Source organism: Arthrobacter sp. YC-RL1 (genome assembly GCF_001454985.1).
Taxonomy (GTDB): domain Bacteria; phylum Actinomycetota; class Actinomycetes; order Actinomycetales; family Micrococcaceae; genus Glutamicibacter; species Glutamicibacter soli.
In genome coordinates, this window is sequence record NZ_CP013297.1 from 1,681,113 (window position 1) to 1,703,226 (window position 22,114).

19 protein-coding genes are annotated in these 22,114 nt (G+C 69.3%); 18 read left to right on the forward strand and 1 reads right to left on the reverse strand.

Annotated features, from left to right (window positions below):
- The first annotated feature begins 1 nt into the window (after position 1).
- The 7 genes from ribD (at position 2) to hisF (ending at position 5,715) form a co-directional block, all read left to right on the forward strand.
- Positions 2-1,042, forward strand: coding sequence for a bifunctional diaminohydroxyphosphoribosylaminopyrimidine deaminase/5-amino-6-(5-phosphoribosylamino)uracil reductase RibD (gene ribD, locus ATC04_RS07865; protein ID WP_047119404.1), 1,041 nt, complete (start codon positions 2-4; stop codon positions 1,040-1,042).
- 104 nt (positions 1,043-1,146) lie between these two features.
- The gene (locus ATC04_RS07870; RefSeq protein WP_047119403.1) at positions 1,147-1,773 is read left to right on the forward strand and encodes a riboflavin synthase; all 627 of its coding nucleotides are present in this window, start codon (positions 1,147-1,149) and stop codon (positions 1,771-1,773) included.
- Positions 1,773-3,020 (forward strand): bifunctional 3,4-dihydroxy-2-butanone-4-phosphate synthase/GTP cyclohydrolase II, encoded by a 1,248-nt coding sequence (locus tag ATC04_RS07875; protein WP_047119402.1) that lies wholly within the window; start codon positions 1,773-1,775, stop codon positions 3,018-3,020. The genes ATC04_RS07870 and ATC04_RS07875 overlap by 1 nt, the downstream gene beginning before the upstream one ends.
- A gap of 35 nt (positions 3,021-3,055) precedes the next feature.
- A complete protein-coding gene (gene ribH / locus ATC04_RS07880) occupies positions 3,056-3,547 on the forward strand; it encodes a 6,7-dimethyl-8-ribityllumazine synthase (RefSeq protein ID WP_047119401.1) in 492 nt (163 codons plus the stop codon).
- Positions 3,548-3,656: 109 nt separating this feature from the next.
- Positions 3,657-3,920, forward strand: a complete 264-nt coding sequence (locus tag ATC04_RS07885) for a phosphoribosyl-ATP diphosphatase (protein ID WP_047120776.1) — start codon at positions 3,657-3,659, stop codon at positions 3,918-3,920.
- Positions 3,921-4,067: 147 nt separating this feature from the next.
- Entirely contained in the window at positions 4,068-4,916 is an 849-nt protein-coding gene (gene hisG, locus ATC04_RS07890; protein WP_047119400.1) for an ATP phosphoribosyltransferase, read from the forward strand.
- A 28-nt stretch (positions 4,917-4,944) separates the two neighbouring features.
- Positions 4,945-5,715 (forward strand): imidazole glycerol phosphate synthase subunit HisF, encoded by a 771-nt coding sequence (gene hisF, locus ATC04_RS07895; RefSeq protein WP_047119399.1) that lies wholly within the window; start codon positions 4,945-4,947, stop codon positions 5,713-5,715.
- 97 nt (positions 5,716-5,812) lie between these two features.
- Here the strand turns inward: hisF and ATC04_RS07900 are convergent, their stop codons facing one another.
- Positions 5,813-6,454: a TIGR03085 family metal-binding protein gene (locus ATC04_RS07900; protein ID WP_047119398.1), complete on the reverse strand. Its 642-nt coding sequence runs from the start codon at positions 6,452-6,454 to the stop codon at positions 5,813-5,815.
- A 136-nt stretch (positions 6,455-6,590) separates the two neighbouring features.
- On the opposite strand from ATC04_RS07900, the gene hisI reads away from it, so the two are divergent.
- The 11 genes from hisI to pyk all read left to right on the forward strand — a co-directional run bounded on the left by hisI (position 6,591) and on the right by pyk (position 22,030).
- The gene (gene hisI / locus ATC04_RS07905) at positions 6,591-6,992 is read left to right on the forward strand and encodes a phosphoribosyl-AMP cyclohydrolase (protein WP_047119397.1); all 402 of its coding nucleotides are present in this window, start codon (positions 6,591-6,593) and stop codon (positions 6,990-6,992) included.
- A gap of 102 nt (positions 6,993-7,094) precedes the next feature.
- Complete coding sequence (locus tag ATC04_RS07910) at positions 7,095-8,663, forward strand: anthranilate synthase component I (RefSeq protein WP_047119396.1); 1,569 nt, start codon at positions 7,095-7,097, stop codon at positions 8,661-8,663.
- A complete protein-coding gene (locus ATC04_RS07915) occupies positions 8,660-9,250 on the forward strand; it encodes a Trp biosynthesis-associated membrane protein (RefSeq protein ID WP_047119395.1) in 591 nt (196 codons plus the stop codon). The genes ATC04_RS07910 and ATC04_RS07915 overlap by 4 nt, the downstream gene beginning before the upstream one ends.
- Positions 9,251-9,398: 148 nt before the next feature.
- Positions 9,399-9,647: an HGxxPAAW family protein gene (locus ATC04_RS07920; protein WP_047119394.1), complete on the forward strand. Its 249-nt coding sequence runs from the start codon at positions 9,399-9,401 to the stop codon at positions 9,645-9,647.
- Between the two features lies 1 nt (position 9,648).
- Positions 9,649-10,473, forward strand: a complete 825-nt coding sequence (trpC, locus tag ATC04_RS07925) for an indole-3-glycerol phosphate synthase TrpC (protein ID WP_047119393.1) — start codon at positions 9,649-9,651, stop codon at positions 10,471-10,473.
- Between the two features lie 116 nt (positions 10,474-10,589).
- Positions 10,590-11,924 carry a tryptophan synthase subunit beta gene (trpB, locus tag ATC04_RS07930; protein WP_047119392.1) on the forward strand — a complete coding sequence of 445 codons (1,335 nt, stop codon included), beginning with the start codon at positions 10,590-10,592 and terminating at the stop codon, positions 11,922-11,924.
- On the forward strand, positions 11,925-12,722 hold the full coding sequence (gene trpA / locus ATC04_RS07935; protein WP_047119391.1) for a tryptophan synthase subunit alpha: 798 nt from the start codon (positions 11,925-11,927) through the stop codon (positions 12,720-12,722).
- A gap of 1 nt (position 12,723) precedes the next feature.
- Positions 12,724-13,743: a prolipoprotein diacylglyceryl transferase gene (lgt, locus tag ATC04_RS07940; RefSeq protein WP_047119390.1), complete on the forward strand. Its 1,020-nt coding sequence runs from the start codon at positions 12,724-12,726 to the stop codon at positions 13,741-13,743.
- A 610-nt stretch (positions 13,744-14,353) separates the two neighbouring features.
- Positions 14,354-18,970 (forward strand): glutamate synthase large subunit, encoded by a 4,617-nt coding sequence (gene gltB / locus ATC04_RS07945; protein WP_047120775.1) that lies wholly within the window; start codon positions 14,354-14,356, stop codon positions 18,968-18,970.
- On the forward strand, positions 18,963-20,432 hold the full coding sequence (locus tag ATC04_RS07950) for a glutamate synthase subunit beta (RefSeq protein ID WP_047119389.1): 1,470 nt from the start codon (positions 18,963-18,965) through the stop codon (positions 20,430-20,432). Before gltB ends, ATC04_RS07950 begins: the two co-directional genes overlap by 8 nt.
- An 86-nt stretch (positions 20,433-20,518) precedes the next feature.
- Positions 20,519-22,030, forward strand: coding sequence for a pyruvate kinase (pyk, locus tag ATC04_RS07955; protein ID WP_047120774.1), 1,512 nt, complete (start codon positions 20,519-20,521; stop codon positions 22,028-22,030).
- Positions 22,031-22,114: the final 84 nt, after the last annotated feature.

The window sequence follows — 22,114 nt, forward strand, 5'->3', positions numbered from 1 at the left end:
CATGGCCACCGAACAGCAGCTCGACGCGGCACTTGAAACCGCGCTGGAAACCGCCCGCCGGGGACACCGCGGCGCCAACCCGCTGGTCGGCGCCTGCATCCTGGACGAGAACGGTTCGCTGATCGCCACCGGCTACCACCAGGGCGCCGGCAGCCCGCACGCGGAGATCGACGCGCTGCGCCGCCTGGGCCGGATCTCCCGTGAACGCGCCGCCACGCTGACCATGGTCGTCACCCTGGAGCCGTGCAACCACACCGGGCGCACCGGTCCCTGCGCGGCGGCCATCGCCCAGGCGGGCCTCGGCGCGGTGCACTACGGGCAGGCCGACGACACCGCCGCCAGCGGGGGAGCGGACTACCTTTCCGCCGCCGGCGTGAAGGTCAGCCAGGCGCGCGAGGCCTCCGCGATCCGCGAGCTGAACCACCGCTGGATCCGCGCCAAGGAACAGGGCCGCCCGTTCATCACGGTCAAGACCGCCCAGTCCCTGGACGGGCGCATCAACGCCCCGGACGGCACCAGCCAGTGGATCACCTCAGCGCAGTCCCGGGCGCACGCCCACGCGCTGCGCGCCCGGGTGGACGCGATCGTGGTCGGCACCAACACCGTGGTGCACGACGACCCGCGGCTGAACGCCCGCGCCGCCGACGGCACCGCGCTGCCGCGCCAGCCGCACCGGCTGGTCATGGGCCGCCGCGAACTGCCCGGAACCCTGGCCCTGGCCTTCGACGAGCACTGGGAACAGGTGCGCACCCGCGAGGTGCACGAGCTGATCGCCCGCGCGAGCGAGCTGGGCTACGGGCACCTGCTGATCGAGGGCGGCGCCACCGTCGCCTCGGCCTTCATCGCCGCCGACCTCGCGGACGAGATCTACTGCTACCAGGCGCCGGTCATCATCGGCGCCGGGGACTGTTCGGTGAACATCGCCGCCACCCGCACCCTGAGTGACGCGCGCGCCTACCGGATCGACGCCTTCAGCGGCGAAACGCTAGCCCGGCTCGGCCCCGACATTATGCTGCACCTGGAACCGCTGCCGGACAATTAGGCGCCATCCAGCACTCCCGCACCACCACCGCGCCCCGGGCGGCGGCTTTGCCGCACCCGAAAACCAGCGGTCCCACGCACTTCAGACTAAGGAAACCACCAACCATGTTCACCGGAATCGTCACCGGAACCGGCACCATCACCGGCATCACCACCGATCCGCGCAAGGACCTTGCGGTCCTTACCCTGAAGGCCCCCGGGCACACCGAGGACCTGGGCCTGGGCGGCTCGCTGGCAGTCAATGGCGTCTGCCTGACCGCCACCGCGCTGGACGGGGACACGCTCAGCGTCGACGTCATGGGCGAAACGCTGAACCGCACCACCACCGGCCAGCTGGCCGAGGGCTCCATCGTGAACCTCGAACGCTGCACCCCGGCCGGGGCCCGGCTCGACGGCCACGTCGTGCAGGGCCACGTCGACGCGGTCGGCGCCGTGCTGGCCCGCGAGGACCACGGGCAGTGGACCACTTTCCGCGTCTCGGTGCCCGATCAGTACGCCCCGCTGACCGCGGAAAAGGGCTCGATCGCGCTGGACGGCATCTCGCTGACGCTCACCGCCGTCTCCCCGGCCGATACGCCTGCCGGCGGGCACTGGGTGGAGGTCGGCATCATCCCCATCACCCTGGCCGAAACCACCATGGGCTCCCGCCAGGTCGGGGACCGCATCAACATCGAGGTCGACGTCCTGGCCAAGTACGTCGCCCGCCTGAACGCTTTTGGAGGTCGAAACTAATGGCTGCCGCATCCTTTGATTCCATCCCCGCCGCCCTGGCCGCGCTGGCCGCCGGCCGCGCCGTAGTGGTCGTCGACGACGAAGACCGCGAAAACGAGGGCGACATCATCTTCGCCGCCGAGCACGCCACCGCGCAGCTGATGGCCTTCACCATCCGCTACACCTCCGGGGTCATCTGCGTTCCGCTGGATGCCGAACGCGCCGACGCGCTGCGCCTGGCCCCGATGGTCGGCATCAACCAGGACGCCAAGGGCACCGCCTTCACCGTCAGCTGCGACGCCGCCAGCGGCATCAGCACCGGCATCAGCGCCGCCGACCGCGCGCTGACCAGCCGGCTGCTCGCCGACCCGGACACCGTCCCGGAGCAGCTGCACCGCCCCGGGCACATCTTCCCGCTGCGCGCCGCCGCCGGCGGGGTGCTCGAGCGCCGCGGCCACACCGAAGCCGCCGTGGACCTGTGCCGCGCCGCGGGCCTGTCCCCGGTGGGCGTGATCGGCGAAATCACCCACGACAACGGCGAGATGATGCGGCTGGACGCGCTGCGCGTCTTCGCCGCCGAGCACAGCCTGCCGCTGATCACGATCGACGACCTGGCCCGCTGGCGCCGCATCAACGACGCAATCGAGCTCACCGACCCGGTCGCGCTGCCCACCGGCTTCGGCGAATTCACCGCCCGCGCCGCGCTGGTCGAGGGCCACGAGCACCTGGTGCTCAGCCATCCGGGCCCGGACGGCGCCGAGCCCGGCAACCTGGTGCGCATCCATTCCGAGTGCCTCACCGGCGACGTGCTCGGCTCCTACCGCTGCGACTGCGGCGAGCAGCTGCAGGCCGCGATGACCCGGATCGCCGCCGAGGGCGGGCATCTGGTCTACATCCGCGGCCACGAGGGCCGCGGCATCGGGCTGGTCAACAAGCTGCGCGCCTACGCCCTGCAGGAGCGCGGGCTGGACACGCTGGATGCGAACCTGCACCTTGGCTTCCCGGCCGACGCGCGCGAGTACTTCGCGGTCGCCGCGATCCTGGCCAAGCTGGGCCTGCAATCCATCCGGCTGCTGAGCAACAACCCGGACAAGCGGGACAAGCTCACCGAGGCCGGCATCCAGGTCGCCGAGCTGGTGCCCAGCCTGGTGCCGCCGCGACGCGAGAACGAGGACTACCTGCGCACCAAGCAGGCCCGCTTCGGCCACCAGCTGGGGTTGAACCTGCCCCAGGACGAGGCGCAGGCGCAAACCTACCACGGCGCCTGAGCGCCGACACCGACACGAACAAAGGACATCCCACCATGAGCAAGCACGGAGCACCCGCCAACGTCGCCGAGGAGTTGAAGGCGCTGGCCGCCGGCGATGCCTTCTCCCAGCTGAAGGTCGCCATCCTCGCGGCCAGCTGGCACGAGGTCATCATGAACGGGCTGATCGACGGCGCCCAGCGCGCAGCGAAGGACGCCGGGCTTGAAGCGTCCACCACGCTGATCCGCGTCCCGGGCACCTTCGAGCTGCCGGTCGCCGCAGCCACCCTGGCCGGGGACTACGACGCGGTCATCGCCCTGGGCGTGGTCATCCGCGGCGGCACCCCGCACTTCGACTACGTCTGCCTGGCCGCGACCAACGGCTTAACCAATGTGAGCGTGGACACCAAGACCCCGATCGGGTTCGGCGTGCTGACCTGCGACACCGAGCAGCAGGGCCTGGACCGCGCGGGACTGGAGAACTCCAGCGAAGACAAGGGCTACGAGGCCTACAGCGCCGCGGTCATGACCGTCGCGGCGCTGGGCTGAGCCGCCGGCCGGAGCACCGCCGCGCGGCCGGGTCCGGGCCCGGGGCCGAGCCGTCACAAAGCAGGCCCCGAGTTCGGCCCCGACCGCGCGAAACGCTAGACTGGTGGATGTGAAAACTTTTGAGGAGCTCTTCAGCGAACTGTCGCTCAAGGCCCAAACCCGCCCGGAAGGCTCTCGTACCGTCACCGAACTCGACTCCGGTGTCCACGGCATCGGCAAGAAAATCGTCGAGGAAGCCGCCGAAGTGTGGATGGCCGCCGAGTACGAATCGGACCAGGAAGCCGCCGAGGAAATCTCGCAGCTGCTCTACCACGTACAGGTCCTCATGATCGCCAAGGGAATGTCTCTGGCCGACGTTTACAAGCATCTCTAGCCGTCGCGCCGGCCGCGGTCGGATCCCTGTCCGGCGATCCGCACCGCGCCTACGCACGGCGGCAGTAGCAACGGCCAACGAAACCACTCCTTGGCGCTTGTTCTTGGCACCACGCCGCAGCGCCACACTCCTGAAACGAGTCACCTTATGCTCCGCGTAGCCCTGCCCAACAAGGGTGCCCTGTCCGATATCGCCTCCACCATGTTCAAGGAGGCCGGCTACCTCCAGCGCCGCGATTCGCGCGAACTGGTCATGGTGGACGAGGACAACCACGTTGAATTCTTCTACCTGCGTCCCCGCGACATCGCCGTCTACGTCGGCCGCGGCATCCTGGACGTGGGCATCACCGGCCGCGACCTGTACCTGGACGCGGATGTCGACGACGACGTCGAGGAGCTGATCCCGCTGGGCATCGGCAAGTCGGCGTTCCGCTTCGCCGCCCCGGTCGGCGCCTACACCGACGCCAGCCAGCTGAACGGCAAGCGCATCGCCACCAGCTACGACGTGCTGCTGCGCCACTACCTTGAGAAGTCGGGCATCGACGCCTCCGTCGTCCGGCTGGACGGCGCCGTCGAGTCCTCGGTCCGCCTGGGCGTGGCCGACGCGATTGCCGACGTGGTGGAAACCGGCAACACCATCAAGGCCGCCGGCATGGAGATCTTCGGCGAGACGCTGCTGGCCTCCGAGGCCGTGCTGATCGGCCGCATCGGCCACCAGCCTGCCGGGCTGGACGTGCTCACCCGGCGCCTGAGTGGCGTGCTCGTCGCCCGCCAGTACGTGATGCTGGACTACGACGTGCGCCGCGACCTGGTGGAGCAGGCCTGCGCGCTCACCCCGGGCCTGGAGTCGCCGACCGTCTCCGATTTGGCGAACTCCGAATGGTGCGCGGTGCGCGCCATGGTCAAGAAGTCGCAGACCAACAACATCATGGACGAGCTGTACGACGTGGGCGCCCGCGCCATCCTGGTCAGCCAGATCCACGCCTGCCGCATCTAGCCGGCCCGCACCCAAGGAGCAATTCGCGATGAGCGTTGCAATTCGAGTGATTCCCTGCCTCGACGTCGATGCCGGCCGCGTGGTCAAGGGCGTGAATTTCGAAGGCCTGCGCGACGCCGGGGACCCGGTGGAGCTCGCCCGCCGCTACAACCTGGCCGGCGCCGACGAGCTGACCTTCCTGGACGTCACCGCGTCCAGCTCGGACCGCGAAACCACCTACGAGGTGGTCCGCCAGACCGCCGAAGAGGTGTTCATCCCGCTGACCGTCGGCGGCGGCGTGCGCGCAGTGGAAGACGTGGACCGGCTGCTGCGCAATGGCGCCGACAAGGCCTCGATCAACACCGCCGCCGTCTCCCGCCCCGAGGTGATCAACGAGATCACCGAGCGCTTCGGCTCGCAGGTGCTGGTGCTGTCCCTGGACGCGCGCCGCACCACCGACCCGTCGATCGCCTCCGGCTACGAGGTGACCACCCACGGCGGCCGCCAGGGCACCGGCATGTGCGCGGTGGCCTGGGCGAAGGAAGCGGCCGAGCGGGGCGTGGGGGAGATCCTGCTGAACTCCATCGACGCCGACGGCACCAAGGACGGCTTCGACCTGGAAATGATCCGCGCCGTGCGCGCCGAGGTCAGCGTCCCGCTGATCGCCTCCGGCGGTGCCGGGCGCCCGGAGGACTTCCCGCCGGCCATCGAGGCGGGCGCCGACGCGGTGCTGGCCGCCTCGATCTTCCACTTCGGCCCGATCGACATGATCGCCCGCGTCAAGCAGAAGATCCGCGAGGCCGGCTACCCGGTCCGCTAACGCCGCAGGCAGAAAAGTGCCGGCCCCTTCCACCAGGGGGCCGGCACTTTTTGCGCCGTCGTGAACGCCCGCGGACTGAGGGTCCAGGCGGCGGGGACTAGAGCGAGGGCTTGTAGCGCTTGATGATTTCCAGCGCGGTGTCCCCGCCCTCGAAGGTGACCAGGCAGTGCTCGGTGCGCCCGAACGCATAGAGCATCAGCTCCGGCACCGGGCCGCTGATCGACACCGCGTTGCGGGCCTTCTTCGCCACGTGGCGCTGGCCGTCCGGGCGGGTGAGGATGATGCCGACCGGGGCCTTGCGGAACAGCAGCCGGGACATCCGGGTCAGCGACTGCCAGAGCATCTCGGTGTACTCCTTGTCCAGCACGCGCGGGGCCCACTGCCCGCGGGCGCGGCGCACGTCCTCGGTGTGGACGAAGTATTCGCTCAGGTTCGCGGCCTGGTCGACCTTGTCGATGGCGAACGGCGAGTACTTCGCCGGCCCCGAGCGGAAGCGGCGCACCAGCGCGGCGTAGCGCTCGGGGGATTGCGCCTCGGCGGCGGTCTGCCGCAGCTTCTCCTCCAGTTTCCCGGACAGCGGCTTGAACACCGTGCCGGCAGAGAGCAGCGAATTCTCGCGCAGGACGAGGTGCGCGGCCAGGTGGCGGGTCTGCCAGCCGGCGCACAGGGTTTCGGCGGTGGGACCTGCGGCCAGCAGCGTCTCGCCCAACGCCAATCGGGAAGCGTGAACTAAGTGCATCACCTCTGAAACTAGCACGCTTCGCGGTGCCGTGCGCGCAATGCGCGGCGGGTGTCGGGCACCTCCGGGCCCGGCCGGCGTCAACCCGCAGGTCACGGGGCACGGGATCGGGCGCGCACGCAGTATGCTGTAGGGGATGGCTACTTCTCATGAGGGTCCGCGCCCGGACCCCGAATCCCCGGAACTCGACCCTGCGATCGCGCAGCGTCTCAAGCGCGATGCCAACGGCCTGTTCGCCGCCATCGTGCAGCAGCACGACACCGGCAAGGTGCTGATGCTCGGCTGGATGGACGACGAGGCCCTGCGCCGCACGCTGGGCACCGGCCGGGTGACCTTCTTCTCCCGCTCCCGCCAGGAGTACTGGCGCAAGGGCGATACCTCCGGACATTTCCAGTTCCTCAAGTCCGCGGCGCTGGACTGCGACGGCGATGCGCTGCTGCTGCAGGTCGACCAGGTGGGCGCCGCATGCCACACCGGCACCGAATCCTGCTTCACCGGCCGCGAGCTGCCGGCCGTCGTCGGCCACCGCCCGGCCTAGGCCGCACCGGATCCGGCCGCACTGCCCAGGCATCGCCCGCACCAAGGCCCGCGCACGGGCCGGACGACCAGAGCATCGATCAGCGCGTAGAAGAAGAAACAGATGAAAACCCTCGGCACGATTACCCCCACCCGCGAGGCATTCCTCGCCATGGCCGCCACCCGCCGCGTCATCCCGGTGACGGTCTCGGTGCTGGCCGACTCGCTCACCCCGATCGGCCTGTACCGCACCCTGGCCGGCGGCCGTCCGGGCACCTTCCTGATGGAGTCGGCTGCGGCCGGCGGCGTCTGGAGCCGCTACTCCTTCATCGGCGTGAACTCGCCTGCCACCCTGAGCACCCGCGGCGGCCAGGCCTACTGGCAGGGCAACGCCCCGGCCGGCCTGCCCACCGGCGGCGTCGGCGTCGAGGTGCTGCGCGACACCGTGCGCGCCCTGCACACCGAGCCGATCCCCGGCATGCCCCCGCTGACCGGCGGCATGGTCGGCTTCATCGGCTGGGACTGCGTGCGCCACTGGGAGAAGCTGCCCCACCCGCCGGCCGACGACCTGAACCTGCCCGAGCTGAGCATGAACCTGGTCGGCGACATGGCGGTGCACGACGCCACCGAGGGCACGCTGACGCTGATCGCCAACGCCATCAACTTCGATGACAGCGACGAACGCGCCGAGGCGGCCTACGACGCCGCCGTGACGCGCCTGCAGGGCATGCTTGAGAAGCTCGACGCCCCGCTGCCGGGCACCGCCGCGGCGCTGTCCGGCACCGACGTGCCCGCTCAGCAGCTGATGTCCTCCGTCACGCACTCCTGGGAGGAATCCGGCTACCTGGATGCGCTGGCCAAGTCCAAGACGGCGATCGTGGACGGGGAGGTCTTCCAGATCGTGGTCTCGCGCCGCTTCGAGCTGGAAACCCAGGCCGACGCGCTGGACGTCTACCGCGTGCTGCGCGCCACCAACCCCAGCCCCTACATGTACCTGTTCAACTTCGTCAACGAGCACGGCGAGCCGTTCCAGATCGTCGGCTCCTCCCCGGAAGCGCTGGTCACCGTCAACGACGGCCACGTCGTCACCCACCCGATCGCCGGCTCCCGGCCGCGCGGGGCGAACTACGAGGAAGACCAGCTGCATGAGAAGTCGCTGGTCAACGACCAGAAGGAACGCGCCGAGCACCTGATGCTGGTGGACCTCTCGCGCAACGACCTCTCGAAGGTCTGCCAGGCCGGCAGCGTGGAGGTCACCCAGTTCATGGAGGTCGAGCGCTTCAGCCACATCATGCACCTGGTCTCAAACGTCGTGGGCAAGGCGCGCGAGGACGTGGACGCGTACGACGTGCTCGCCGCGACCTTCCCGGCCGGGACGCTGTCCGGGGCGCCCAAGCCGCGCGCCCTGCAGCTGCTGGATCAGTACGAGCCCTACCGCCGCGGGATCTACGGCGGCGTCGTGGGCTACCTGGACTTCGCCGGGGACATGGACATGGCCATTGCCATCCGCTCCGCCCTGCTCAAGGGCGGGCGCGCCTACGTGCAGGCAGGCGGCGGCATCGTGAACGACTCGAGGTTCGCCGACGAGGCCCTGGAAACCGTGAACAAGGCGGCCGCGCCGCTGCGGGCCGTCTGGGCCGCGCAGTCCATGCATGCCGCGCACACCACCACCGAATCGGATGAGAGCAAGTGAAGCAGAAACTGACTGCCCGCAATCTGGCCTTCCTCGGTGCGCTGGGCGCCGTGATCGTGCTGTGGTCCGCCACCCGCACCTGGATCACCGTCGATGTGCAGTCCGGCACCGTGCAGATCCCGCAGATCGTGGTCGACGGCGCCGCCGCGGCGGCCGCAACCACCGCGCTGTCCATCGCGGTGCTCGCCGGCTCACTGGCCTTGCTGATCGCCGGCAAGATCTCCCGCTACATCATCGCCGCCATCTGCCTGCTGGCAGGCCTCGCGATCATCTCCGCCGGCGTGGCCACGCTGGCCGATCCGCAGGCCGCCGCCTTCACCGCGGTGTCCACCGCGACCGGCCTGGCGCAGAACGCCGCCGAGTACTCCGTGAGCGCCTGGCCGGCGGTGGCCATCGCCGGCGGTGCGCTGATCTGCGTGCAGGCGGTGCTGGTGCTGGCCGTCGCCCGCAGCTGGGCGGTCAAGGCGGACAAGTATTCCCGGTCGGCGGGGAAAACCGCGGCTGAACCCAAGGACGCCTCCTCGCGGAACATCTCCAGCTGGGAGCAGCTTTCCGACGGCGAAGACCCCACCGAGGACCCGCGCTGAACTTGATTCCGGCCACCTGGTCGACACGTTCGCCGCAGGAATAGGACTGAAGCGAACTCAGATGGCAGAATGGAAGCAAGCAGATCACCGTGCAGGCCCGGCTACCGGGCAGGCGCACGCACCACAACAACCAAGGAGACATCGAGCAATGTCGCAGAAAACCGAGATCGATCCGGTATACACCGAGCAGATTGGCCACGGTAACTCCGTCGCAGCCTGGGCTTGCGTCCTGACCATGATGGTCGGCGCGATTGCCGGCGGCATCGCCTTCGCGAACCTGAACTGGACCTTCTTCTGGATCTCCATGGGCGTCGTCGTCCTGGGCCTGGTCCTCGGCGGCGTGCTGAAGGCCGCGGGCTTCGGCGTGGGCGGTTCGCGCAGCGGAGCAGCGCACTAAGTTGACTGTTCTTGATGACATCATCGCGGGCGTCCGGGAAGACCTGGGCGCCCGTCGCGCGCTTCAGAGCCTTGACGTGGTCAAGCAGCGCGCCGCGCAGGCCCCGGCGGCGCTCGACGCCTACGCCGCCCTGGGGGGCCATGCCGACCCCGCGCAGCGCGACACCGTCCTGCGGGTGATCTCCGAGGTCAAGCGCAAGTCCCCGTCCAAGGGCGCGCTGGCCGACATCCCGGAGCCGGCAGTGCTGGCCGGCGAGTACGAGGCCGGCGGCGCCTCGGTGATCTCCGTGCTGACCGAGGCCCGGCGCTTCGGCGGCTCGCTGGACGACCTGGACGCCGTGCGCCAGGCCGTGAGCATCCCGGTGCTGCGCAAGGACTTCACGGTCGACGAGTACCAGATCTACGAGGCCCGCGCCCACGGCGCCGACCTCGTGTTGCTCATTGTTGCGGCGCTGGATGACCAGAGACTGCGAACCTTTCTAGAATTGACCCATGACTTGGGAATGCACGCGCTGGTGGAGACGCACACCGAAGAGGAGATCGCGCGCGCGATCGCCGCGGGCGCGAAGATCATCGGCGTGAACGTGCGCAACCTGAAGACGCTGGACGTTGATCCGGCGAACTTCGGCAAGCTCGCCCACCTGCTGCCGGCCGACGCGGTCATCGTCGCCGAATCCGGCGTGGAGTCCACCGTGCAGGTGCGCCAGTACGCCGCGGACGGCGCCGACGCCATCCTGGTCGGCGAGGCGCTGGTCAAGCACGCCGACCCGCGCACCTCGGTGCAGGAGTTCATCCAGGCAGGAACCGCGGCCAAGCCGCAGCGCTGAGGCGGACGACCCCGACCACGGCGCAGCCCACCAAACTGATCGTGCCCCGCAGGAAGCTTCCGGCGGGGCACGAAATCTACCACGATTGACGTTTCGTTGAAGGAAAGAGGGAATCGATGAGCACACCGGAGCACTCCGAGCACGCCGACTCGATCGACCAGCAGTCGCTTAAGCACGCCAGCGGCCCGTACTTCGGTGCCTACGGCGGACGATGGATGCCAGAATCCCTCATGGCCGCCATGGACGAGCTGAACGAGACCTTCGAAGCGGCCAAGAACGACCCCGAGTTCGTCGCCCAGGTACGCGACTTGAACACCAACTACTCCGGGCGCCCCTCGCTGCTGACCGAGGCCAAGCGCTTCTCACAGCAGTACTGCGACGGCGTGCGCATCTTCCTCAAGCGCGAGGACCTGAACCATACCGGCAGCCACAAGATCAACAACGTGCTCGGCCAGGCCCTGCTGGCCAAGCGCATGGGCAAGACCCGCATCATCGCGGAGACCGGAGCGGGCCAGCACGGCGTCGCCTCGGCCACCGCCGCGGCTCTGATGGGTCTGGAGTGCGTGGTCTACATGGGCGCCGAGGACTGCCGCCGCCAGGCGCTGAACGTCGCGCGCATGCGCCTGCTGGGCGCCACCGTGATCCCGGTGACCGTCGGCTCCCAGACGCTGAAGGACGCGATCAACGAGGCGCTGCGCGACTGGGTCGCCAACGTTCAGACCACCCACTACCTGCTGGGCACCGCCGCCGGCGGCGCACCCTTCCCGGCGATGGTCCGCTACTTCCACGAGGTCATCGGCGAGGAGGCCCGCGAGCAGATCCTGGCCCAGGCCGGACGCCTGCCCGACGCGGTCACCGCGTGCATCGGCGGCGGCTCGAACGCCATCGGCATCTTCCACGGCTTCCTCGATGACAAGGACGTGGCGTTGTACGGCTTCGAGGCCGGCGGCGACGGCGTGGACACCGACCGCCACGCCGCGACCATCACCCTGGGCCGCCCGGGGGTGCTGCACGGCGCGAAAAGCTACCTGATGCAGGACGAGGACGGGCAGACCATCGAGTCGCACTCGATCTCCGCCGGCCTGGACTACCCGGGGGTCGGTCCGGAGCACGCCTTCCTGGCGGACATCGGCCGCGTGAACTACGAACCGGTCACCGACACCGAGGCGATGGACGCGTTCAAGGCGCTGTGCCGCACCGAGGGCATCCTGCCGGCGATCGAGTCCTCCCACGCGCTGGCCGGCACCATGCGGCTGGCCAAGAAGCTGGTCGCCGACGGCGCGACGCCGGAAGAGACCATCATCATCGTGAACCTCTCCGGCCGCGGTGACAAGGACGTGGGCACCGCCGCCGCCTGGTTCAACATGATCGACGAAAAAGACGCAGACGCGGAAATCAGCGGCGCCGCGGCGGCCGCCGAGCGCTCCGCAGCGGATGACGAGGAGAAGTAGATGACCCGCGTGACCAGCGCCCAGAAGATCGCCGCGGCCCGCGCCGAGGGGCGCCCTGCCCTGATCGGCTATTTGCCCGCAGGCTTCCCCGACGTGCCCACCAGCATCGAGGCTGCCGTCGCGCTGGCCGAGAACGGCGTGGACATCATCGAGATCGGTATTCCGTATTCGGACCCCGTGATGGACGGCGAGGTCATCCAGGCCGCCACCGTGCAGGCGCTGGCCAATGGCTTCCGCGTGGCCGACGTGTTCGAGATCGTGCGCGGCATCACCTCGCGCACCGACGCCGCGGTGATGGTCATGACCTACTGGAATCCGGTGCTGCGCATGGGCGTGGACGAGTTCGCCCGCCGCTTCGCGCAAGCCGGAGGCTCCGGGCTGATCACCCCGGACCTGGTGCCGGAGGAAGCGGCCGAATGGATCGAGGCCAGCGAAAAGCACGAGCTGGAGCGCGTGTTCCTGATCGCGCCGTCCTCCACGGCCCAGCGTGTGCAGCGCACTGTCGACGCCTCCTCCGGCTTCATCTACTGCGTTTCGCTGATGGGCGTTACCGGCGCCCGCGCCGAGGTGTCCTCCGCGGCGCAGGCAGTGGTCGACGCGGCCCATGCCGCCGGCGCGGAAAACGCCTGCGTGGGCCTGGGCGTCTCGCGCCGCGAGCACGTGCAGGAAATCGGTGCCTACGCGGACGGGGTGATCGTGGGCACCGCCCTGGTTGCCGCGCTGCGCGACGGGGGAGTCGCAGCGGTCGCAGCGCTGGCCGCGGAGCTGAGCGGCGCGGCCGCCAAGGAGCACGCCTAGGATGAACCTGTCCGCACAGCTTGCCCTGGCCCTGCCCGCCTCCATCCCGTCCCCGCCGCCGGAGTTCTCCAAGTTCTCCATCGGCCCGCTGACCATCCACGCCTACGCGCTGTGCATCCTGGCCGGCATCCTGATCGCCCTGTGGGTGACCAACCGCCGGCTGACGGCGCGCGGCGGCAATTCGGACATGCTCTGGGACATCGTCATCTGGGCGATCCCGTTCGGCATCGTCGGCGGGCGGCTCTACCACGTGCTGATCACCGACCCCGGCTACTACTTCGGCCTGGGCGGGCAGCAGTCCCACTGGGCTGAGATCCCGCAGCTGTGGCTGGGCGGGCTGGGCATCATGGGCGCGATCTCGCTCGGCGCGGTCGGCGCGCTGATCGGCTGCCGCCGCACCGGGATCCGGCTCTCGGCGTTCGCCGACACGGCCGCCCCGGGCGTGCTGCTCGCGCAGATGGCCGGACGCTGGGGCAACTGGTTCAACCAGGAGCTCTTCGGCGCCCCGACCACCCTGCCCTGGGGCCTGGAGATCGACCCGGGCAACCACAACTTCCCGCCCGGGCTGCCGGCGGACACGCTGTTCCACCCGACCTTCCTGTACGAATCGGTCTGGAACCTGCTGGGCTTCTTCGTGCTGATCGGGCTGGACCGCAAGTTCCAGCTGCGCCGCGGCGCGCTGTTCTGGTGCTACGTGATCTGGTATGGCATCGGCCGCACCTTCACCGAGTCGCTGCGCCTGGACCCGGCCGAAGTCATCACCATCGGCCCGCTGTCCCTGCGCATCCACCAGTGGCTGGCCATCGGCCTGATCGTGCTGGGCACCGTCGCGCTGATCTACGTGCTGGCCAAGCTGCGCCCGCAGCACCAGGACTCGATCTTCCTGCCGGGCCGCGAACCGGCGGCCGTGGACGCGGGCCAGGACGCGAGGGCCGACGACGCCTCCGCCTCGAACACGCCTGCCGACTTCGACAAGCCTGCCGACTCGGGCTCGCCCGAGGGCCCCGAGGCCAAGGGCTGAGCGCACCGCATCAAGCAACTCCGGCAAGGGGGCCATCCATCAAGGATGGCCCCCTTTGCCATGCCCGCCAGCAGGACCCGAATCGTCGACAACGCGCGTCCTGCTCGAAACCCCGCGTCAAAAACCCGCAATCGGGCGAAACATTCGCCCGCGCGCCGAACGCGGCGGCGTTGCGCGCGCAACATTTTCGAAACATGGCGCGGCTGCCGGTTTCGGGCAGAACGGCGGGGTTCGCGCCCAGCCTCGGCGGCGAAGCCGGCAGGGGAGCGCAGAAAGTTCATAGGTGCTTTTAACATTCCGGAAACACAACCGTGCGCACGAAAGAAACAAACCGTGCGTAGTCTGGATCCCACGCACCGCACTGCAAGCCTCCCCACCCCGCGGAGGCCCGGCGGCGCGTGAACCACAACGAGGTGGGAACCGTTCGTCCCTCATGACCTCGACCGTAGAGCCCACCGGCGCTACCCGTTCGATGTGTTGGGGAACGATGATGAAACACAGGTGGCCGGCAGCCGATGGATCCCTGCACCGAGCATTGCTGCCGCGCAGCGCAGCCTCGCCAGCCCGACCGCCTTTCCTGCTTGAACCATAGAAAGGCACGCTCATGAGCATGACCGGAGTCCAGTTGAACGCCTCGCCAGGCTTTGGCGGGGGACGCCCCTCGCCCTATACCCGATTCTCCGCCGTGCCACCCGCGCAAGGCCTGTACGACCCCGCCGCAGAGAAAGACGCCTGCGGCCTGGCGATGATCGCATCGCTCAAGAATTCCGCATCCCACCAGATCGTCTCCCACGCGCTGACCGCCCTGCGCCGCCTGGAGCACCGCGGCGCGATCGGCGCCGACGAAGGCACCGGCGACGGCGCCGGCATCCTGCTCCACCTGCCCGACGCCTTCCTGCGCAGCGTCGCCGAATTCGCCCTCCCCGCCCCCGGCAGCTACGCCGTCGGCATGGGCTTCCTGCCCGCCCAGGCCGCCGAACTGCAGCTGGCCCGCGAAGAGCTCGAAGCCCTGGCCGAAGAGGAAAACCTCACCGTGCTCGGCTGGCGCGACGTGCCAGTGGACGCCTCAGTGCTGGGCGCCTCGGCCCGCGCCGTGATGCCGCACATCACCCAGTTCTTCGTCGCCGCCCGCAGCGGCGCCGCGTCCGCCGCCGCCTCGCGCGAGCTGGACGCCGCCGCCTGGCGCATCCGCCGCCGCGCCCACAACAAGCTGGGTGTGTACTTCGCCTCGTTCTCCTCGCAGAGCATCGTCTACAAGGGCATGGTCTCCACCGCCCAGCTCGAGCCGTTCTACCCGGATCTGTCCGACGCCGGCTTCGCCAGCCGCTGCGCGATCGTGCACTCGCGCTTCTCCACCAACACCTTCCCCTCCTGGCCGCTGGCCCAGCCCTTCCGCACCATCGCGCACAACGGCGAGATCAACACGGTCAAGGGCAACCGCAACTGGATGCGCGCCCGGCAGTCCACGCTGGCCTCCGACCTGCTCGGCGAAGTGCCCGAGGAGCTGTTCCCGATCTGCACCGCCGGCGCCTCGGACTCCGCCTCCTTCGACGAGGTCGCCGAGATGCTCATGCTCTCCGGTCGCGACGTCGCCGAGGCGATCATGATGATGATTCCGCAGCCGTGGGAGAACGACACCGCCATGGACGCGGACCTGCGCGCCTTCTACCAGTACCACTCGATGCTCATCGAGCCGTGGGACGGCCCGGCCGCCGTGTGCTTCACCGACGGGAAGATGGCAGGCGCCGTGCTGGACCGCAACGGCCTGCGTCCTGCCCGCTGGTGGGTCACCGACGACGACCTGGTGGTGCTGGCCAGCGAGGTCGGCGTGATCGACGTCGCCGAGGAGCACATCCTGGCCAAGGGGCGCGTCGCCCCGGGCAAGATGTTCGCGATCGACCTGGACGCCGGGCACATCGTGCAGGATCACGAGATCAAGGCGCAGGTCGCCGCCGCCAAGCCGTGGCGCGAGTGGGTGTCGCAGAACCTGAAGTCGCTGGACGACTTCCCGGATCTGGAGCATGTGCGCCACAACTCGGCCTCCGTGCTGCAGCGCCAGCTGACCTTCGGCTACACCACCGAGGAGCTGCGCATCATCCTGGCCCCGATGGCCGCGAACGGCGCCGAGCCGCTGGCCGCCATGGGCACTGACACCCCGATCGCCGCGCTGGCCGACCGCCCGCGCCTGCTGTTCGACTACTTCACCCAGTCCTTCGCCCAGGTCACCAACCCGCCGCTGGACGCCATCCGCGAGGAGCTGGTCACCTCGCTGGGCACCTCCATCGGGCCCGACGGCAACCTCCTGGCCACCGGACGGGTGCCGCAGACCCAGCTGGCGCTGGACTACCCGGTGCTCTCCAACGACCAGCTGGCAAAGATCGTGAACCTGCGCGACGAATCCGGCGCCAAGTACTCGCTGAAGGTCCGCGGGCTCTACCGCCCCACCGGCGGCGAGTCCGAGCTGCGCGCCCGGCTGCAGGAAATCTGCGAGAAGGTCTCCGCCGCCGTGAACCGCGGCGTGCGCTACATCGTGCTCTCCGACCGCGACTCCTCGGCCGCCTGGGCGCCGATCCCATCGCTGCTGCTCACCTCCGCGGTGCACCACCACCTGCTCAAGAGCTCCACCCGCACCCGCGTGTCGCTGATCATCGAATCCGGCGACGCCCGCGAGGTGCACCACATCGCCGCGCTGGTCGGCTACGGCGCCAGCGCCATCAACCCCTACCTGGCCCTGGAGTCGGTGGAGCAGATGGCGGAGCACGGCGAGCTGCCCGGCGTCGGCCCGGGGAAGGCCAGCGCCAACCTGATCAAGGCCCTGGGCAAGGGGCTGCTGAAGATCATGAGCAAGATGGGCATCTCCACGGTTTCCTCCTACTGCGGCGCGCAGACCTTCGAGGCCGTCGGACTGTCCCAGCGTGTGGTGGACCAGTACTTCACCGGCACCGCCACCAAGCTCTCGGGCATCGAGCTGGACGTGGTGGCCGCCGAAGCCGCCGCCCGGCACTCCCGCGCCTACCCGCAGATCGACGGCGGCGCGCAGCCGGCCGAGCTGGAGACCGGGGGAGAGTACCAGTGGCGCCGCGAAGGCCCGCCGCACCTGTTCAACCCGGAAACCGTCTTCCGGCTGCAGCACTCCACCCGCACCCGCCGCTACGACGTGTTCAAGGAGTACACCAAGGCCGTCGACGACCAGGCCAAGGAGCTGAAGACCCTGCGCGGGCTGCTGGAATTCGACACCGCCGGCATCACCCCGATCGACATCGACGAGGTTGAGCCGGTGAGCGAAATCGTCAAGCGGTTCGCCACCGGCGCGATGAGCTACGGCTCGATCTCCGCCGAGGCTCACGAGACCCTTGCCATCGCGATGAACCGGCTGGGCGCCAAGTCCAACACCGGCGAGGGCGGCGAGGACCCCGAGCGCCTGCTGGACCCCGAGCGGCGCAGCGCGGTCAAGCAGATCGCCTCCGGGCGCTTCGGCGTGACCAGCCTGTACCTGACCAACGCTGACGACATCCAGATCAAGATGGCCCAGGGCGCCAAGCCCGGCGAGGGCGGCCAGCTGATGAGCCAGAAGCTCTACCCGTGGATCGCCAAGACCCGGCACTCCACCCCGGGCGTGGGCCTGATCTCCCCGCCGCCGCACCACGACATCTACTCGATCGAGGACCTGGCCCAGCTGATCCACGACGCCAAGTGCGCCAACCCGTCAGCCCGCGTGCACGTGAAGCTGGTCTCCGAGTCCGGCATCGGCACCGTCGCGGCCGGCGTGGCCAAGGCGAAGGCCGACGTGGTGCTGGTCTCCGGGCACGACGGCGGCACCGGCGCCTCGCCGATCAACTCGCTCAAGCACGCCGGCACCCCCTGGGAGCTGGGCCTGGCCGAGGCGCAGCAGACGCTGATCCTCAACGGGCTGCGCGACCGCGTGACCGTGCAGGTCGACGGCCAGCTGAAGACCGGGCGCGACGTGCTGATCGGTGCCCTGCTGGGGGCCGAGGAGTTCGGTTTCGCGACCGCCCCGCTGGTGGTCTCGGGCTGCATCATGATGCGCGTGTGCCACCTGGACACCTGCCCGGTGGGCGTGGCCACGCAGAACCCGGTGCTGCGCGAGCGCTTCTCCGGCAAGGCCGAGTTCGTAGTGAACTTCTTCGAGTTCCTGGCCCAGGAGGTGCGCGAGCTGCTCGCCAGCCTCGGGGCACGCACCCTGGCCGAGGTCGTCGGCCGCGTCGAGCTGCTCAAGGTCAGCCAGCAGCAGCTGGCCGCGCACCAGAAGGTCGCCGGCCTGGCGCTGGAGGCCATCACCCACGTGCCCGAGGTGCCGCTGGCCGCCCGCAGCCGCCGGATCTGTCAGGACCACGGGCTGGAAGCGCACCTGGACCAGCGCCTGCTGGCCGCCGCGCAGCCGGCCCTGGCCGACCGGCTGCCGGTGTCCATCGAGGCGGACATCGTGAACACCGACCGGTCGGTGGGCACGCTGCTGGGCCACCATGTGACCAAGACCTTCGGGCTGGACGAGCTGGATGCGGACACCATCAAGGTGAACCTGTCCGGCCGCGCCGGGCAGTCGCTGGGCGCGTTCCTGCCCGCCGGCATCACCCTCGCGCTGGCCGGGGACGCGAACGACTACGTCGGCAAGGGCCTGTCTGGAGGGCGGATCGCCATCCACCCGCCGCAGCGCACCGAATCCGCGCCGGAGGAGCAGGTCATCGCCGGCAACGTGGTGGGCTACGGCGCCACCAGCGGGCAGCTGTTCATCAACGGCTGCGTGGGCGAACGCTTCGCGGTGCGCAACTCCGGGGCGACCCTGCTCGTGGAGGGCATCGGCGAGCACGGCTGCGAGTACATGACCGGCGGCCAGGTGCTCATCCTGGGTCCCACCGGGCGCAACTTCGGCGCCGGCTTCTCCGGAGGCACCGCCTGGGTGCTGGACTTCGATGCGGCCACGCTGAACCCGCTGGCCGCCGCGGACGGCGACCTGCTGATCCGCGGGATCGACGACGAGGAAGCCCAGCGCATCTTCGAGCTGCTCACCGAGCACATCGCGCTGACCGCCTCGCCGCTGGCCCAGCGCCTGGTGCTGGACTGGGAGCGCACCCGCGCCCGGTTCACCAGCATCATCCCGCGCGGCTTCGCGGCCGTGCAGCAACTGCGAACCGACGCCGTCGCGGCCGGGGACAACCCCGACTCGCCGGAGGTCTGGACCAAAATTCTGGAGGTGACCCGTGGCTGATCCACGCGGATTCTTGACGGTGACCGAACGGGTCACCCAGCCCAAGCGGCCGGTGCCGATCCGGCTCATGGACTACAAGGAAGTGACCGAACGCCAGGCGGCCGGCACCCTGAAGTCGCAGGCCGGGCGCTGCATGGACTGCGGTGTGCCGTTCTGTCACAACGGCTGCCCGCTGGGCAACCTCATTCCGGAGTTCAACGACCTGGTCTACAAGGACCGGATGGACGACGCCGCCGCCCGGCTGCTGAGCACCAACAACTTCCCGGAGCTCACCGGGAAGCTGTGCCCGGCCCCCTGCGAGGCCTCCTGCGTGCTGGGCATCAACCAGCCGGCGGTGACCATCAAGCAGGTGGAGGCCGAGCTGGCCGAGCACCTGATGGACGGCGGGGACTTCACCCCCGCCCCCCCGGCGCGCCACACCGAGTTCCGCGTGGCGATCGTCGGCTCCGGCCCGGCCGGCCTGGCCGCCGCCCAGCAGCTGACCCGCGCCGGGCACACCGTGGCCGTCTACGAGCGCGACGAGGCCATCGGCGGGCTGCTGCGCTTCGGCATCCCCGACTTCAAGCTCGAAAAGCACGTGATCGACCGCCGGCTGGAGCAGATGCGCGCCGAGGGCACGATCTTCCGCACCGGCATCGAGATCGGCAAGGACATCACCTGGACCCAGCTGCGCCGCGACTACGACGCGGTCATCGTCGCCACCGGCGCCACCGTGCCGCGCGAGCTGCCGGTACCGGGGCGCGAGCTGGGCGGGGTGCACCACGCGATGGAATTCCTCACGGAGAACAACCGCGTGGTCGCCGGCCTGAAGTCCGAGCGCGGCATCGACGCGGCGGGCAAGCATGTGATCGTGCTCGGCGGCGGCGACACCGGCTCGGACTGCATCGGCACCGCGCTGCGCCAGGGCGCGGCCAGCGTCACCACGCTGGCCATCGGCAAGCAGCCGGGCACCGAACGCAGCGAGAACCACCCGTGGCCGATGATGCCGGTGCTCTTCGAGGTGCAGTCCTCCCACGAGGAGGGCGGCGAACGCACCTACCTGGCATCGACCGTCAACTTCGTCGGCGGCGAGGGAAGTAAGCAGAACACCGTGATCGGTGTTACAGTGGCAGAGACAGAATTTGTTGCTGGCAAGCGCCTCCCGAAGCCTGGAACCGAACGCGTCATCAAGGCGGATCTGGTTTTGCTTGCCCTCGGGTTCACCGGTCCGGAAGATTCCGGGTTGGTCGAACAGGTCAGTACCGAATTCGACAACCGGGGCAACGTCGCCCGAGATGGCTACTACATGACGAACGCCGACGGGGTGTTCGCCGCCGGAGACTCCGGTCGGGGGCAGTCGCTGATCGTGTGGGCAATCGCCGAAGGGCGTGCCTGCGCAGCCTCGGTGGACAAGTTCCTCATGGGCTCGACCACGCTTCCCGCGCCCGTAGCTCCAACCGATAGGGCCATCAGCATCATTTGAGAGTCACAGGCTTGAATGCGGCACACCCCGCCCGGGGTGGGCCGCATTTTGCCTACGGTTTACATGAAAGGCATATGGCTGACGGAATGAGACGCGCAAAGATTGTTGCTACCTGGGGCCCCTCCCTGGCGAGCTATGAAAACACCGTAGCGGTACTGAAGGCGGGCGTCGACGTGGCCCGCCTGAACATGAGCCACGGGGACCACTCGATGCACGCGCAATCCCTGGCGAACGTGCGCAACGCGGCGGCCGAGATCGGCCGCGCGGTCGGCGTCTTCGCCGACCTGCAGGGCCCGAAGATCCGCCTGGGCCGCTTCAAGGACAACGCGAAGTACATCCTGGAGGCCGGCGAGGAATTCACCATCACCATCGAGGAGGTCGAAGGCACCCGCAACCTGTGCGGCACCACCTTCAAGGGACTGCCCTCCGATGTGCAGGTGGGCGACTTCCTGCTGGTCAACGACGGCAAGGTCAAGCTCAAGGCCGTCGAGGTCACCGACACCGAGGTGCGCTCGGAGGTCGTCGTCGGTGGCGAGGTGTCCAATAACAAGGGCATCAACCTGCCCGGCGTAGCCGTGAACGTGCCTGCGCTGAGCGACAAGGACGAAGACGACCTGCGGTGGGCGCTGCGCGCCGGCATCGACATGGTCGCGCTGTCCTTCGTGCGCAATGCCAGCGACATCGAGCGCGTGCACGAGATCATGGACGAGGAAGGCCGCCGCGTGCCGGTCATCGCCAAGATCGAGAAGCCGCAGGCAGTGGACGCGCTGGAGGAAATCATCAACGCGTTCGACGCCATCATGGTCGCCCGCGGCGACCTGGGTGTGGAACTGCCGCTGGAAGACGTGCCCGTGGTGCAGAAGCGCGCCGTGGAGCTGGCCCGCCGCTGGGCGAAGCCGGTCATCGTCGCCACCCAGGTGCTCGAATCCATGATCGAATCGCCGACCCCCACCCGCGCCGAGGCCTCGGACTGCGCCAACGCGGTGCTCGACGGCGCCGATGCGGTCATGCTCTCGGGGGAGACCTCGGTGGGCGCCTACCCGGTGGAGACCGTGGAGACCATGTCCCGCATCATCGCCTCCACCGAGCAGCACGGCCTGGACCGCATCCCGCGCCTGGGCTCCAAGCCCAAGACCCGCGGCGGCGCGATCACCCGTGCCGCGGTGGAGATCGCCGACCAGCTCGACGCGAAGTACATCGTGGCCTTCACCCAGTCCGGCGACTCGGCCCGGCGCTTATCGCGCCTGCGGCCGAAGAAGCCGGTGCTGGCTTTCACCCCGCTGCAGCAGACCTACAACATCATGACCCTGATGTGGGGCGTGCAGGCCCGCCTGGTCGCCTACGCGGACCACACCGACAAGATGACCGCCCAAGTCGACGAGGCACTGCTCTCCGAGGGGTTGGCCGAGCTGAACGACATCGTTTGCATCGCCGCCGGTTCCCCTCCGGGGCAGGCAGGCTCGACCAACTCGCTGCGCGTGCACAAGGTCGGAGACCTCGCCGACGCCGGCCAGCTGGTCAACGGCAAGCCGATGCCGGCCCGCGAGAAGGTCGGGCCGTGGGCCGAGGAAAACGTTTCGGTGCCCAAGTCGCTCTAGCGCTTCGGCCTCGGCTGGCAGGCTGAAACCCAAGGACCCGTCCGCGCTTCGATCTCCATCGAAGAGCGGATGGGTCCTTCGCCT

Coding starts and splice junctions, on each gene's coding strand:
- hisG (WP_047119400.1), top strand. CDS start 4,068: ATGCTCCGCGTAGCCCTGCCCAACAAGGGTGCCCTGTCCGATATCGCC.
- pyk (WP_047120774.1), top strand. CDS start 20,519: ATGAGACGCGCAAAGATTGTTGCTACCTGGGGCCCCTCCCTGGCGAGC.
- gltB (WP_047120775.1), top strand. CDS start 14,354: ATGACCGGAGTCCAGTTGAACGCCTCGCCAGGCTTTGGCGGGGGACGC.
- ATC04_RS07920 (WP_047119394.1), top strand. CDS start 9,399: ATGTCGCAGAAAACCGAGATCGATCCGGTATACACCGAGCAGATTGGC.
- lgt (WP_047119390.1), top strand. CDS start 12,724: ATGAACCTGTCCGCACAGCTTGCCCTGGCCCTGCCCGCCTCCATCCCG.
- hisI (WP_047119397.1), top strand. CDS start 6,591: ATGGCTACTTCTCATGAGGGTCCGCGCCCGGACCCCGAATCCCCGGAA.
- ATC04_RS07875 (WP_047119402.1), top strand. CDS start 1,773: ATGGCTGCCGCATCCTTTGATTCCATCCCCGCCGCCCTGGCCGCGCTG.
- ribH (WP_047119401.1), top strand. CDS start 3,056: ATGAGCAAGCACGGAGCACCCGCCAACGTCGCCGAGGAGTTGAAGGCG.
- ribD (WP_047119404.1), top strand. CDS start 2: ATGGCCACCGAACAGCAGCTCGACGCGGCACTTGAAACCGCGCTGGAA.
- hisF (WP_047119399.1), top strand. CDS start 4,945: ATGAGCGTTGCAATTCGAGTGATTCCCTGCCTCGACGTCGATGCCGGC.
- ATC04_RS07900 (WP_047119398.1), bottom strand. CDS start 6,454: ATGCACTTAGTTCACGCTTCCCGATTGGCGTTGGGCGAGACGCTGCTG.
- trpB (WP_047119392.1), top strand. CDS start 10,590: ATGAGCACACCGGAGCACTCCGAGCACGCCGACTCGATCGACCAGCAG.
- ATC04_RS07870 (WP_047119403.1), top strand. CDS start 1,147: ATGTTCACCGGAATCGTCACCGGAACCGGCACCATCACCGGCATCACC.
- trpA (WP_047119391.1), top strand. CDS start 11,925: ATGACCCGCGTGACCAGCGCCCAGAAGATCGCCGCGGCCCGCGCCGAG.
- ATC04_RS07910 (WP_047119396.1), top strand. CDS start 7,095: ATGAAAACCCTCGGCACGATTACCCCCACCCGCGAGGCATTCCTCGCC.